General features: G+C 71.2%; 12 protein-coding genes and 1 pseudogene. 4 read left to right on the top strand and 9 right to left on the bottom strand.

From position 1 onward, the window contains the following. Window positions 1-29: 29 nt before the first annotated feature. The 9 genes from ACLBYG_RS11460 to ACLBYG_RS11420 all read right to left on the bottom strand — a co-directional run bounded on the left by ACLBYG_RS11460 (window position 30) and on the right by ACLBYG_RS11420 (window position 8404). Window positions 30-791, bottom strand: coding sequence for an SDR family NAD(P)-dependent oxidoreductase (locus tag ACLBYG_RS11460; RefSeq protein WP_056533273.1), 762 nt, complete (start codon window positions 789-791; stop codon window positions 30-32). Window positions 792-812: 21 nt separating this feature from the next. Continuing rightward, window positions 813-1805, bottom strand: a complete 993-nt coding sequence (locus tag ACLBYG_RS11455; RefSeq protein WP_050731620.1) for an acetamidase/formamidase family protein — start codon at window positions 1803-1805, stop codon at window positions 813-815. A gap of 32 nt (window positions 1806-1837) precedes the next feature. Then, entirely contained in the window at window positions 1838-2548 is a 711-nt protein-coding gene (locus tag ACLBYG_RS11450) for an ABC transporter ATP-binding protein (RefSeq protein WP_056533271.1), read from the bottom strand. Then, window positions 2541-3287, bottom strand: a complete 747-nt coding sequence (locus ACLBYG_RS11445; protein ID WP_447681533.1) for an ABC transporter ATP-binding protein — start codon at window positions 3285-3287, stop codon at window positions 2541-2543. Before ACLBYG_RS11445 ends, ACLBYG_RS11450 begins: the two co-directional genes overlap by 8 nt. Beyond that, entirely contained in the window at window positions 3284-4348 is a 1065-nt protein-coding gene (locus ACLBYG_RS11440; protein WP_447681532.1) for a branched-chain amino acid ABC transporter permease, read from the bottom strand. Before ACLBYG_RS11440 ends, ACLBYG_RS11445 begins: the two co-directional genes overlap by 4 nt. Before the next feature lie 4 nt (window positions 4349-4352). Then, window positions 4353-5225 carry an ABC transporter permease subunit gene (locus tag ACLBYG_RS11435; protein ID WP_020093099.1) on the bottom strand — a complete coding sequence of 291 codons (873 nt, stop codon included), beginning with the start codon at window positions 5223-5225 and terminating at the stop codon, window positions 4353-4355. Between the two features lie 103 nt (window positions 5226-5328). Beyond that, window positions 5329-6576, bottom strand: a complete 1248-nt coding sequence (locus ACLBYG_RS11430) for an urea ABC transporter substrate-binding protein (protein ID WP_447681531.1) — start codon at window positions 6574-6576, stop codon at window positions 5329-5331. 35 nt (window positions 6577-6611) lie between these two features. Continuing rightward, the gene (locus ACLBYG_RS11425) at window positions 6612-7253 is read right to left on the bottom strand and encodes an ANTAR domain-containing response regulator (RefSeq protein WP_447681530.1); all 642 of its coding nucleotides are present in this window, start codon (window positions 7251-7253) and stop codon (window positions 6612-6614) included. Beyond that, a complete protein-coding gene (locus tag ACLBYG_RS11420) occupies window positions 7250-8404 on the bottom strand; it encodes a transporter substrate-binding domain-containing protein (RefSeq protein WP_447681529.1) in 1155 nt (384 codons plus the stop codon). The genes ACLBYG_RS11425 and ACLBYG_RS11420 overlap by 4 nt, the downstream gene beginning before the upstream one ends. Window positions 8405-8832: 428 nt before the next feature. Here ACLBYG_RS11420 and ACLBYG_RS11415 point away from each other — a divergent pair, with 428 nt between their 5' ends. The 4 genes and pseudogenes from ACLBYG_RS11415 (at window position 8833) to ACLBYG_RS11400 (ending at window position 12853) form a co-directional block, all read left to right on the top strand. Then, window positions 8833-9450 (top strand): glutathione S-transferase family protein, encoded by a 618-nt coding sequence (locus ACLBYG_RS11415; protein ID WP_447681528.1) that lies wholly within the window; start codon window positions 8833-8835, stop codon window positions 9448-9450. A 57-nt stretch (window positions 9451-9507) separates the two neighbouring features. Further along, complete coding sequence (locus tag ACLBYG_RS11410) at window positions 9508-11571, top strand: 2Fe-2S iron-sulfur cluster-binding protein (protein WP_447681527.1); 2064 nt, start codon at window positions 9508-9510, stop codon at window positions 11569-11571. 175 nt (window positions 11572-11746) lie between these two features. After that, window positions 11747-11881 (top strand): annotated as a pseudogene (locus ACLBYG_RS11405) (DUF1348 domain-containing protein); the annotation flags it as partial. An 81-nt stretch (window positions 11882-11962) separates the two neighbouring features. After that, window positions 11963-12853, top strand: coding sequence for a LysR family transcriptional regulator (locus ACLBYG_RS11400; protein ID WP_447681526.1), 891 nt, complete (start codon window positions 11963-11965; stop codon window positions 12851-12853). Window positions 12854-12982 lie beyond the last annotated feature (129 nt).

The raw sequence follows: 12982 nt of genomic DNA, 5'->3' as shown, positions 1-12982 counted from the left end.
GTCCCGGTGCGGGGCGAGGCCGGTCGGCGTCAGAACTGCACGCCGCGGGTCAGGCTGCCGTCGACCACGAGGTTGGTGCCGGTGATGAAGCTCGCGGCCGGGCTGGCCAGGAAGACGGCCGCGCGGGCCACTTCCTCCGGCCGCGCCATCCGGCCGGTCGGGTTCAGCCGGAGTGCCTCGGCGAACAGCGCCGGGTTGCCGGTCTCGATCTGGTGCCAGACGCCGCCCGAGAAGTAGGTGTTGCCGGGCGAGACCGAGTTGGCGCGGATGTTCCGGGGCGCGAGCTGGAAGGCCAGCCCCTGCGCGTAGTGGATCAGCGCCGCCTTGAAGGCGCCGTAGGGACCGGCCGCGAAGTCGATCTCGCGCCCGGACACGCTGGAGATGACGACGATCGCGCCGGCCTCGGAGCGCTCGAGGAACGGCATCGCCGCCTCGACCGCCGTGACCGTGCCCATCATGTCGACCGCGAAGCCGCTGCGCCACGCCGCCTCGTCGCTGCCGACCGCGAGGGCACTCACGTTGGGCACCACGATGTCGAGGCCGCCGAGTTCCTCCGCGGCCCCGGAGACCCAGCCGCGCAGCGCGGCGGAATCGGCGACGTCGACGGCGCGCCCGGTCGCCGCCACGCCCCTGGCGCGCAGGGCCGCGACCTTGGCGGCGACCTCCGCTCCGTTGCGGGCGCAGAGGGCGACCGCCGCCCCCTCGTCGGCCAGCAGGTCGACGATCGCCGCGCCGATGCCCTTGGTGCCGCCGGTCACCAGCGCGCGGCGGCCTCTGAGCCCGAGATCCATGCCGTCCTCCTCCGTCGCCGGTCAGGCGTGGGCGATCGCCTTCGTGATCGAGGCGCCGAGCGTGTATTTCGGATCGACCATGTTGCCGAGCCGCACGCGCCCGCACTGCGTGAGCAGCATGTAGGCGTCGATCTCGTCGAAGCCGAAATCGGCGGCGAGCCAGCGGATCAGCTCCCGGTAGGCGATGCGCGCCGCGTCCTCCATCGGCCGGGACGAGCCGATCGTCATGTAGAAGTCTTCGGTCTCGAGCCGCGGCCAGCGGAAGGTCCAGCCCTTGATCAGGTCGATCTGCACCGTCGTGTGGGTCGGGTGCTCCACCGCGACGCCGCAGAGTTCGCCGTCGCCCTGCGCGGCGTGGCAGTCGCCGAGGTAGAGGAGCGCGCCCTTCGCATTCACCGGCAGGTAGATCACCGCGCCGACGCCCACGTCCGGCAGGTCCATGTTGCCGCCGTAATAGTCCGGCTGCAGCGAGGAGATCGCCTCGATCTCCGGAGAGGTGCCGATCGTGCCGATGAACGGCTGGTAGGGCAGCGTGATCCGGTCGTTCCAGCGCACGCCGGTCTCGGCCGTGACCTCGAGCTTGCGCACCCGCTCGGGGAGCGGCGGATTGAGGAGCGCGGTGTCGCCGGTGGCGACGAGGCCGCCGAATTCCGGCATGATCAGCGTCGTGCCGCAGGGCTGCGGGCCGCGCGGCCGGATCGAGCGGATCGCCACCGCGAGGCAGTCGCCCTTCTCGGCGCCGTTGACGTAGATCGGCCCGTTCTGCGGGTTGAGGTAGGGGAAGTTCAGGATCTGCGTCGGGCTGTCGGTCTCGTGGCGGATCTTGCCCTCGAAGGCGTCGTGGGTCTCGACGGTGACGACCGCGCCGGGATCGACGGTCAGCACCGGCTCGGCGAAGGGCCCGTAGACGTAGTGGTAGCGGCCCTGCTCGGCCTCGGTGATCGTGTGCTCCCGGCCGGGCTTGCCGCCGGCGACGCCCTTGCGGGCCATGATGGACTGGTCGAGCCACTGCATGGTCGTCTCTCCCTTGGTTGTCTGCCGTGTCGTCAGACGGCGAGGTGGCGCCGCACGAGGTCGCGGTCGTCGAGGTCACCGGCCGTCAGCTCCGCGACGATCCGGCCCTTGTCCATGACGTAGCTGCGCTGGGCCATGGCGCGGATCAGGTCGAGGTTCTGCTCCACGAACACGATCGTCACCCCGGTGCGGCGGTTGAGATCGACGAGGGTGCGGCCGATCTGCTGCACCACCGAGGGTTGGATGCCCTCGGAGGGCTCGTCGAGGAGGATCAGCGCCGGCCCGCCGACGAGGACGCGGCCGATGGCGAGCTGCTGCTGCTGGCCGCCCGAGAGCGTCCCCGCCCGCTGCCCGCGCCGCTCCCGCAGGATCGGGAAAGGCCCGAAGGCGCGCTCGTAATCCGGCCGCTCCCCCTTCGGCAGCAGCGACGCGCCGACCGTCAGGTTGTCGACGACGCTCATGCGCGGGAAGACATCGCGGCCCTGCGGCACGTAGCCGATGCCGAGGCGGGCGCGCCGGTGGGCGGCGAGCCCCTCGACCGCCGCACCCCGGAACGCGATGCCGCCCGCGGAGGCGGGCAGGAGTCCGACGAGGCTGCGCATCAGCGTCGACTTGCCGACGCCGTTGCGGCCGATCACCGCCACGATCTCGCCGGGCCGGACCGCGAGGTCGACGCCCTGCAGCACGGGCTTGCCGCCGTAGCCGGCGCGGAGGCCGGTCGTCGCGAGGAGCGGCTCAGGCATCGGCGACGCTCCGCAGCGGCGGCGCGTCCGCCTCCCCGAGGTAGATCGCGGCGACCCGCTCGTCCGCGATGATCGCGTCGGTGGTGCCCTGGGCGAAGATGCGCCCGACGTGGAGCACGGTCACCCGCTGGGCGATCTGCCGGACGAAGGCCATGTCGTGCTCGATGGCCAGCACCGCGACGCCGTCGCGGTTGAGCGCCTGCACCATCGCGCCGGTGGCGAAGGTCTCGTCCGGCGACATCCCGGCGGTGGGCTCGTCGAGGAGGAGCAGGCGCGGCTTGAGGCTGATCGCCATGCCGATCTCCAGCCACTGCTTCTGCCCGTGGCTGAGGTTGCCGGCGCGGTCGGAGGCCGCCGCGGTGAGATTGAGGAAGGCGAGCAGTCGGCGGATCTCGGCACCGAGCGAGGCGCCCTCGAGATGGTGCTGCAGGGCTATCTCCAGGTTGTGCGCCACCGACAGGCTCGGGAAGATGCCCGGCACCTGGAACTTGACGCTCATGCCCCGCCGGATCCGCGCGAAGGGCTTGAGCGCGGTGATGTCCTCGCCGGCGTAGAGGATCTGCCCCCGCTCCGGCGTGTACTCGCCGAGCAGCAGGCGGAAGAAGGTGCTCTTGCCGGCGCCGTTCGGCCCGATCAGGCAGTGGATCTCCCCCGCCGCGAGGGCGAAGTTCACGTCGTTGGTGACGTGGAGCCCGCCGAAATGCTTGCTCAGATCGCGGGTCTCGAGCAGCGGGCTCATCGGCCCACCTCCCGGCGGCGGAGGCGCCCGAGCGAGCGCATGGCCGCCACCACGAGGCCGTCGGGCGCCGCCAGCACCACCACGACGAGGAGCAGGCCCATCACCACCAGGGCGTACTGGCTGCCGTAGATCGTCAGCGCCTGGAAGCCGCCGAGGACCACGAGCGTGCCGATGAGCGTGGCCGTCAGGTCGCCGCGGCCGCCGACCGCGACCCAGATCACCGGCAGCGCGGCGGCGGTGAGCCCCATGCTGGAGGGCGTGATGTACTGGCCCCAGGCGGTGTAGAGGGTGCCGCTCAGCCCCGCGAGGGCCGAGCCGATCACGAAGGCGGCGAGCTGGTAGCGCCGCACGTCGTAGCCGAGCATCTCGGCCCGTTCCGGGTTCTCGCGGATCGCCACCAGCACGTTGCCGAACCGGGCGTTCACCAGGATGCGCAGCGCGAGGTAGACGACGATCAGGAGGCCCAGGAGGCCGTAGTAGAGGGCGACGTCGGGAAACAGCACGACGTCGCCGTCGAGCCACGGCACGGTCAGGGGCGGCATGCCGCTCATGCCGTTGTAGCCGTTGAGGCGCGCCGCCCCGATCTTCCATTCCGGACCGGCGGTCTGCGCCATGAAGCGCTCCAGGGCGAGCGTCACCGACAGGGTGATGATGCCGAGGAACACCCCGCCGATCCGGCCGAAGAACAGGAAGTAGCCGAGGAGCGCCGCCATCACGGCCGAGAGCGCGACCGCCAGCACCAGGGCCGCCAGGGTGAAGCCGTAGGCCGCGCCGACATTGAGCGTGAGCACGCCGTAGGCGTAGCCGGAGAGGCCGAAGAAGGCGGTCTGGCCGAAGCTGAGCGCGCCGCCGTAGCCCCAGATCAGGCACAGGCCGAGCGCCATGAACACCCAGCAGAAGAAGTAGGCCGTGTTGCCGACCGTGTAGCCGTCCGCGAACCACGGGTAGGCCACGGCAGCCGCCACCGCGAGGGCGAAGGCGGTCCAGAAGGCCGGGCCGCGCCCCAGGGTCTGCGGGCCCTCGAGGCGCCGGAGCAGGGTCATCGCCGGAATCATCGCCATGGCTTCAGGCCCGCTCGCGCAGGATCAGGCCCGAGATGCCCCGCGGCAGCACCCGGATCACCAGGATCACCGCGACGAGGAGGCCGATCTGGCCGAAGAGCTGGCCCTGCCACGTCGTGAGCAGCGCCCGCACCGTGCCCAGCACGAGCGCCGCCGGCGCCGTGCCGAGGAAGATGTCGGCGCCGCCGACCACCACGGTGACGAAGGCCTCCATGATGAAGGTCGTCCCCATGGTCGGCACGATGGTCATGGTCGGCGCGTAAAGCCCGCCCGCGAGGCCCGCCAGCGCCGCGCCGAGGCCGAAGGTCAGGGCGTAGACCGTGCGGGTGTCGACGCCGAGGGCCTCGGCCATGTGCGGCACCTGGATGGTGGCGCGGGCGAGCGTCCCGAAGCGGGTGGCGTTGAAGGCGAGGTAGAGCCCGGCCAGCACCGCCACGGCGGCGACCATCAGCACGACGCGGTAGGTCGAGTAGGAGTAGCCGCCGACCGTGAAGCTGCCGAGCGGCGTGCCGATCCCCGGCATGCTGGAGCCCAGCAGGATCAGCGTGCCCTGCGTCGCCGCGAGGCTGATGCCCCAGGTCGCCACGATCGTGTCGAGGGGCCGCCCGTAGAGATGGCGGATGACGAGGCGCTCCATCACCATGCCGACGGCCCCGGCGACGAGTGCGCCGGCCAGGATGCCCAGCGGCAGCGGCAGCCCGGCCCGCGTGGACGCCGCCGTGACGTAGGCGCCGCACATGATCAGTTCGCCGTGCGCGAGGTTGATCACGCCCATCATGCCGAACACCACCGCGAGGCCGCAGGCGGAGAGGACCAGGAACGAGAACGCGTCGCCGATCTGGTAGAGGAACGTGAAGGCGTGAGTCAGCAGATCCATCCGGAGGCCCGATCGTGATGGCTGTGGGCCGGGGCCTCGGCCCCGGCGATGTCGCGCCGTCTCCGGCCCGGGGCCGCGGCGCGCGGATTCCCGTCCCGGCAGCTCAGGGCTTCGGCGGGTTGCTCGGCGTGTACTGCGCCATCGGATCCTTCTGCGTCAGGTCGCAGCCGGCCTTCCCGAGCCAGTAGGGCTGGATGTTGTCCCAGGTCTTCGGGAAGGAGATCGCGTGCTTCTCGTCGACCTTCGCGAGGTAGATCGTGTGGGACGCGTGCTGGCTCTTCGGGTCGATGCAGACCTTGCCCTCCGGCGCGTCCACGCAGACGTCGCCCGCCGCGATGACCTTACGCAGGTCGGCGCGCTTGGTCGAGCCGTTCGCCCGCTCCACCATCTGCTTGTAGAGGTAGACCGCGAGGTAGGAGTTCTCGGCCTCCTGGTTCACGTACGGCTCGTTCGGGAACTTCGCCTTCCACTTGGCCAGGAACGCCTTGCTCGACGGGCTGTCGACCTCCTCGATGTAGTTCGTGGTCACGTACATGTTGGCGAGGCTCGGGGGCTGGAAGCGCTTGTGCTCGTAGCCCTGGCCGATATTGACCGAGGAGCCCATCGGCACCTTCATGTTCGCGGCCGCCGCCTGCTCGTAGTAGGAGGCCTGCGCGGTGCCGACGAGCAACGTCATCAGGATGTCGGGCTTGGCCTTCTGGATGTTCTGGATCGTCTGCGAGAACTGCGACACGCCAAGGGGGATGAACTCCTCCCCGACCATCTCGCCGCCGTTCTCCTTGACGATGTTACGCACCCACTCGGCCGAGATCTGACCGAAATTGTAGTCGGCCGCAATCGTGTAGACCTGCTTGCCGAACTTCTCCATCATCCACGGGATCAGCGTCGAGAACTGCTGCTCCGGCACCGCGCCCGTGACGACCATGTGACCGTCGCAGACGCCGCCCTCGTACTGGTTGTTGTAGAACGCGAAGCCATCGAGCTGGTCGACGATCGGCCGGTAGGCCTCGCGGGACGCGCTGGAGAAGCCCGCGAAGACGGCGTTGACCTTGTCGCGCTGGAGCACCCGGCGCATGAATTCCTGGTAGCGCGTGTTGTCGGACTGCGTGTCGTAGATCACGAGTTCCAGCTTGCGCCCGGCGATGCCGCCCGCGGCGTTGATCTCGTCCGCGGCGAGCTGGATGCCGTGGACCTTGCCGATGGTCGCGACCGCGAAGTCGCCGGACTGGTCCTCGAGGACACCGAGCTTGATCGGGTCGGCGGCGCGCGCCGCCGGGGCGGCCAGGGATACGCTCGCAAGCAGGGCGGCCGCGAGGGCGGACAGGCGGGATCCGCGGGGCGTTCTCGTCATCGGGTCGTCCTCGTCTACGGGGTGGAGTGCGTGCTTCAGGATCGGGCCAGCCGCGGCGAGAGGGCCGGCGCAGCGACGGACGGACGGGCGCGGACCAGCGTCTCGCAGTAGGCTTCCAGGGGCTGCCGGGCGCGCATGGCGTCGCGCCGCAGCGTCTCGTAGGCCGCGTCGTCGTCGAGGCCATGCTCCTGCATCAGCCGGAGGATCGCCTTGACGACGTGGCGCCGGCCGCGCCGCCGCTCCTCGTGGCGGGCAAGCCGTTCTTCAAGGAGACGGCGCCGGTTGTGCTCGTTCACCGCCAGGAACAGGGCGGCGTAGACCGAGGCGCCGTGGATCGGCTTGCGCAGCAGGCCGGTCGCGCCGAGCTGGAGCAGCCCCTTGAGCCGGCTCGGCGCCTCGACGCCCACGAGCCCGACCACCGGGACCGGCGGCAGGTCGGGCACGGCGCTCGCCGCGAGGCCCGGCAGCGACAGGTCGCCGTCCACGATGACGATGTGGTGCTCGGGGTCGAGGATCTCGAAATCGAGCCACGGCGCCTCGCCGGCCGGGAGGACCGAGGCCACGGTCAGCCCGAGCTTCATCAGGGTGCCCGCCAGGACGTCCGTGGCGGTGCTCGGCGGCGCGATCAGCAGGGCCTGCGCGCCGCTGAAATTCTGGATCAGCCGGGGCGTCGTCATGGCACCACCTTCAGGCGCGGGCGCCGGCTCACCGGCACGACGCGCGGATCGCTGCGCACCAGGTAGGGGTCCGGCGCGACCGGCGCCTCGGCCTGCGCCACGATGGTGAAGCGGGCGGCCGCCGTCGAGAGGCCGATCCGGGGGGTCAGGCAGGCGTGGAGGGTCGTCTCGTCGAGGCGCACCGGTCCCTGGGGCGCCTCGAACTCGTCGGCGCAGGCCGCCCGTCGCACCGCCGCGGCATCCTCGATCCCGGCCCGCGCCAGCGCCCGCGCCAGGAGATGCACCGCGATGTACGAGGATTCCGCATCCGCCGAGGGGGTCGGGCCTTCGGGGAAACGCGCCGCGTAGGCCGCCATGAAGGCGCGGTTGCGGGGCGTGTCGATCGACGTGAAGTAGACGCTGGAGGACAGGTGGCCGTCGACCGCCTCCGGCCCGATCGCCTCCAGTTCCGGCTCGGCGAGGCTGCAGCTCGCCACCGGCATGGTCCGCGCTTGGTCGATGCCGCGCGCCGCGCAGGCACTTCGGAAGTCGCGGAAGAACCGGTACGCCGAGATGCCGATCAGCGTGTTGAAGACGAAGTCCGGCTTCGCGGCCAGGATCGCCGCGATCACCTGATCGAAGGCGGTCTCGCCCACCGCGAGGTAGCGCTCGCCCGCGACGTCGCCGCCGGCGATCGCCAGCGTCTCCCGCAGGATCCGGTTGTTCTCCCAGGCCCAGATGTAGTTGGAGCCGACGCAGAAGGCCGTGCGGCCGCCCTGGGCGAGGAGGTGCCGCACCAGCGGGACGATGTGCTGATTCGGCGCCGCCCCGGTGTAGACCACGTTCGCCGAGGTCTCGAAGCCCTCGTAATGCGACGGGTACCAGAGCAGGGCGTCCCGCTTCTCGAAGATCGGGATGATCTCCTTGCGGCTCGACGAGGTGTAGCAGCCGACGACGTGGCGGATCCCCGCGTCGAGGAGCCGCTCGGCGCCGGCGACGTAGCCCGCGAGGGCGCCCTGCGGATCGCGGATCACCGGCTCTAGGACGCAGTCGCCCCGCGCGTTCACCTCGTCGACCGCCAGGAGCGCGCCGTTCAGCATCGCCCGCCCGACGAGACCGTAGGGTCCGTCCGCGGAGAACAGGATGCCGATGCGGTGATGGCTGAGGCCCATGCAATCCTTCAGAACGCAAAAAGCCCGCCAGTGCGGAAGCACTGCGGGCGGCATCGCCGTGAAAGATGGTGACGTATTGGCGCGAAACTGGGCAGCTTTGCCCCGCGCCTGAAAACTAGGCTCCTCGGTAATGGCCTCGGTGTCAAGTCCCGCGCAGTCTTTTCGGAGCCGGCGTCTTGATGATTGCTTCCCGGGTCGCTGATCAGCGCCCGCGCCAGGCCCCTCCGCGGCGCCTGTACCCGCGGAGGCGAGGCGGAGGACGGCCGCGCCAGCCCGGCGCAGGATCGCTCGGCACTGTTGGCCCGCGCAATTATTCCGATTCACGGAATGATGAACTGCGGAGAACGCCTATTCTGCTCGCCCGAACGCGGCGGCATTCTCCTCATACGGCCCGGGGCGATCCCGGCCCCCGACGGAGATCCACGGTCATGAAGCTCTACCACCATCCCCTCTCCGGCCACGCGCATCGGGCCCGCCTGTTCCTCTCCCTGGTCGAGGCCCCGCACGAGCTGATCGAGGTCGACCTGAAGGCGGGCGGACACAAGACGCCGGCCTTCCTGGCCATGAACCCGTTCGGTCAGGTGCCGGTGCTCGACGACGACGGCGTGATCGTCTCAGATTCCAACGCCATCCTCGTCTACGTGGCGAAGCGGCTCGGCCGATCCGACTGGCTGCCCGAGGATCCGCGCGCCGCGGCGGCGGTCCAGCGCTGGCTCTCGGTCGCGGCGGGCGAGCTCGCCTACGGGCCGGCGGCGGCGCGGCTGATCACGGTGTTCGGCGCCCAGTTCCATCCGGAGGAGGTGATCGCCCGGGCGCACACGCTCCTGGGGCGGCTCGAGGCGCATCTCGATGGCCGGGACTGGCTCGCGGCCGAGCGGCCGACCGTCGCGGACGTGGCGGTCTACAGCTACCTCGCCCGCGCCCCGGAGGGGAACGTGGACTTGTCGGGCTACCCGCGGGTCGAGGCCTTCCTGCGCCGGATCGAGGGCCTGCCGGGCTTCGTCCCCTTCGCCCAGACCCCCGCGGGCCTCACGGCCGCGGCGTGACCGGAAGGCCCCGGGCGCACCCGCGCCCGGGGGCGGATGCAGATGGAGGGCGCGAAGATGGCTGACGGTCAGACCCTTGCGACGCTGCCGACATGGCATGCCGGCGAGACGTCCATCCAGGAAACCGTCGGCGCCGCCGACCGGATGGCGGTGATCGGCCAGCGGGTGGTGCGGGACTTCATGCCCGATCAGCACCGCGCCTTCTTCGCGGAGATCCCGTTCATCGTGCTGGGCAGCGTCGACCGGCAGGGCGACGCCTGGGCCACGCTCCTGGCCGGCCGTCCCGGCTTCATCACCTCGCCGACCGCCACGACCCTCGACATCGCCGCGCAGCCGGACCCGGCCGACCCCGCGTCCGACGGCACGGGCGACGGCGACGCAATCGGCCTCCTCGGGATCGCGCTGGACAGCCGCCGCCGCAACCGCGTCAACGGCCTCGTCCGCTCCACGGCCGGCGGAGTCCTGCACTTCGCCGTCGACCAGAGCTTCGGGAACTGCCCGCAATACATCCAGCTGCGCGACATGAGCTTCTTCGGCGAGCCGGGCGCCCCCGCTCCGGCCCCCGCCGAGGAGAGCGCGGAGCTCGACCCGGAAGCCCGCGGCCTGATCGCGGCGGCAGACACGTTCTTCGTAGCCTCCTACGCCGACCGGGAGGGCCGGCGCCAGGTCGACGTCTCGCATCGCGGCGGCAAGGCGGGCTTCGTCCGCGTCGCCGCGGACGGCACGCTGACCATCCCCGACTTCGCCGGCAACCTGTTCTTCGCCACACTCGGGAACATCTTCCTGAACGGCAGGGCCGGCCTGGTCTTCACCGATTTCGAGACGGGCGATCTCCTGCAGCTGACCGGCGACGCCGCGGTGATCCTGGACTCGCCCGAGATCGCGGCCTTCCAGGGCGCCGAGCGGCTCTGGAGCTTCCGCCCGCGCCGGGTGATCCGCCGACGCGGTGCCCTGCCGCTGCGCTGGTCGTTCCGGCCGGACGGCTGGTCGCCGAACGCGCTGATGACCGGCGACTGGGCAGAGGCCGCCGACCGCGTCCGGGCGGCCGAGCGCGCGACGCAGTGGCGGCCGTTCCGGGTAGCCGAGATCGTCGACGAGAGCCGCACGATCCGGTCCTTCCACCTGACCCCGGACGACGAGGCCGGGCGGCTCCCGCACCGCGCGGGCCAGCACCTGCCGATCCGCGTCACGCTGCCGGGGGCAGACGCGCCGGTCATAAGAACCTACACGCTCTCGGTCGCGCCCTCGGACCCGACCTACCGGATCAGCGTGAAGCGCGACGGCACCGTCTCGCAGCACCTCCACGACCGAGTTCGGGTCGGCGACATCGTCGAGGCGCGCGCGCCCGGCGGCGGCTTCACCCTCGACGCGAGCGCGGCGCGCCCGGCCGTGCTGCTCGCCGGCGGCGTCGGGATCACGCCGCTCCTCGCGATGCTCCGGCACGTGGTCTACGAGGGCCTGCGCACCCGCAAGATCCGGCCGACCACGCTCGTCTACGCCGCCCGCACCCGCGCCGAGCGCGCCTTCGATCGGGAGCTGTCCGAACTCGCCGCGGCGGCGCAGGGAGCCGTGCGGATCGTGCGCGTTCTCAGCGATGTCTCCGATGCGACGGCCGGCGTCGATTACGAGGCCGCGGGCCGGATCGACATGGGCCTGCTCACGCGGTTCCTGGCCTTCGCGGATTACGATTTCTACCTGTGCGGCCCGTCAACCTTCACCCAGGCGCTCTATGACGACCTGCGCGGCTACAACGTGGCGGACGACCGGATTCACGCGGAGGCGTTCGGTCCCTCGGGGCTCATCCGCGACACCGGAACGGCGACGGCCGTGCCTCCGCGGCCACCGGCCTCCACGGAGACGGTGCCGATCGCCTTCCTCGACACCGGCAAGGAAGCGCGCTGGACGCCGGATTCGGGCAGCCTCCTCGACCTCGCCGAGGCGCGGGGTCTCGCACCGGAGTTCAGCTGCCGCGAGGGCAACTGCGGGACCTGCCGCACCAAGCTGCTTGCCGGCGCGGTGACCTATCTGAGGGAACCGAGCGCACCGGTAGCTGAGGACGAGGTGCTGATCTGCTCCGCCGTGCCCGCGGAGGGCACGGACCGGGTGCAGCTCGCGCTGTGACGCGCGCGACGGCGCGGCCCGCGCCGTGTTCCGCCTTGCGGGACCGGCGCCGGCGGATCATCCTGCGCCGCTACCGGAGCCGGGCTGAACCTTCCCCGAGGACAAGGAGCCCATCCTGTCCCGTCCGCCGCTGCCGCCCTTCGACGCGCAGAGCGCGATCACGAAGGTCCGCCTCGCCGAGGGCGGGCTGATGCGCTATCGGCACAGCAGCATCAACGCGTTGCCGATCGCGGAATCGGACCGCAAGTTTCACTGGCCCCTCGGGCGCCGGCCGGACGACCTTCCGGGCCTGAGCCAATTCGGCTTCTGACCGATCGGCCGGGACGCCGACGCGGCGGGCCGGATCGGGCGTGAGCGTCGCGACGCGGCCGCGAGTACCCGGAGCGAGGCTATGGATCGGTGGCAGGCCATGCGCATCTTCGCGAAGGTCGCCGAGACGGCGAGCTTCGCGCAGACCGCCCGCCTCCTGCACATGAGCCCGCCGGCCGTGACGCGCGCCGTGGCGGCGCTCGAGGAGACCATCGGCGCCCGCCTCCTGATCCGGACGACCCGCTCCGTGAAGCTCACGGAAGCGGGCAGCCGGTACTACGAGGATTGCCGGCGGATCCTGGCCGACATCGCCGAGGCGGAATCGGCGGCGGCTGGCTCCAACGCGACGCCGTCGGGCACGCTCGCGGTGACGGCCTCGGTCCTGTTCGGACGGATGCACGTGCTCCCGATCGTCACCGACTACCTCGACACCTACCCGACCATGGTGGCGCGGACCCTCTTCGTCGACCGGCCGGTCAGCATGGTGGAGGAGGGAATCGACGTGGCGATCCGCATCGGCCACCTGACCGATTCCGGGTACACGGCCGCTCGGGTCGGGTCGGTGCGCCACGTCATCTGCGGCGCCCCGGACTACTTCGCGCGGCACGGCGTGCCGGCGACCCCGGCGGATCTCAAGCGCCACCGGATCGCCGTCTCCACCGGGGCCTTCGCGTCGCCGGAGTGGCGGTTCGGCCGGAACGAGCGGGTGGTCGTCCGCCCCACTCTGGAGGGCAACACCAACGAGGTCTCGATCGGCGCCGCACGGTCGGGCTGGGGGCTGGCGCGTGTCCTGAACTACCAGATCGGCCCGGACCTGCGGGACGGCCGGCTGCAGATCGTGCTCGCCGATTACGAGGAAGCGCCGCTGCCCGTCCACGTCCTGTACCCGGAAGGCCGGCACGCGCCCGCGAAGGTGCGGACGTTCGTCGATCTGGCCGTGGCGCGGCTGCGCGCCAACCGGACGCTGAACTGAGAGCAGCCCGGATCGACGACGGTCGCATTGGTCGCAGCCGCGGCCGGGGAAAGGATGGCTCAGTCTTAGGTTAGTTTTTTAGGATCTTCCGCATCTTCTGCGGGCAATGGGGGCCCATACGTGACGAGA

The sequence above is a fragment of the Methylobacterium sp. D53M genome (assembly GCF_053345625.1).
Note: the sequence above shows the minus strand (reverse complement) of the source record. Positions and strands in the feature narration are given on the sequence as shown.

Excerpts from the sequence above, each read along its gene's own strand:
- ACLBYG_RS11415 (WP_447681528.1), top strand. The coding sequence starts at position 8,833 with ATGAAGCTCTACCACCATCCCCTCTCCGGCCACGCGCATCGGGCCCGC.
- ACLBYG_RS11455 (WP_050731620.1), bottom strand. The coding sequence starts at position 1,805 with ATGCAGTGGCTCGACCAGTCCATCATGGCCCGCAAGGGCGTCGCCGGC.
- ACLBYG_RS11440 (WP_447681532.1), bottom strand. The coding sequence starts at position 4,348 with ATGGCGATGATTCCGGCGATGACCCTGCTCCGGCGCCTCGAGGGCCCG.
- ACLBYG_RS11445 (WP_447681533.1), bottom strand. The coding sequence starts at position 3,287 with ATGAGCCCGCTGCTCGAGACCCGCGATCTGAGCAAGCATTTCGGCGGG.
- ACLBYG_RS11460 (WP_056533273.1), bottom strand. The coding sequence starts at position 791 with ATGGATCTCGGGCTCAGAGGCCGCCGCGCGCTGGTGACCGGCGGCACC.
- ACLBYG_RS11410 (WP_447681527.1), top strand. The coding sequence starts at position 9,508 with ATGGCTGACGGTCAGACCCTTGCGACGCTGCCGACATGGCATGCCGGC.
- ACLBYG_RS11450 (WP_056533271.1), bottom strand. The coding sequence starts at position 2,548 with ATGCCTGAGCCGCTCCTCGCGACGACCGGCCTCCGCGCCGGCTACGGC.
- ACLBYG_RS11420 (WP_447681529.1), bottom strand. The coding sequence starts at position 8,404 with ATGGGCCTCAGCCATCACCGCATCGGCATCCTGTTCTCCGCGGACGGA.
- ACLBYG_RS11435 (WP_020093099.1), bottom strand. The coding sequence starts at position 5,225 with ATGGATCTGCTGACTCACGCCTTCACGTTCCTCTACCAGATCGGCGAC.
- ACLBYG_RS11425 (WP_447681530.1), bottom strand. The coding sequence starts at position 7,253 with ATGACGACGCCCCGGCTGATCCAGAATTTCAGCGGCGCGCAGGCCCTG.
- ACLBYG_RS11400 (WP_447681526.1), top strand. The coding sequence starts at position 11,963 with ATGGATCGGTGGCAGGCCATGCGCATCTTCGCGAAGGTCGCCGAGACG.
- ACLBYG_RS11430 (WP_447681531.1), bottom strand. The coding sequence starts at position 6,576 with ATGACGAGAACGCCCCGCGGATCCCGCCTGTCCGCCCTCGCGGCCGCC.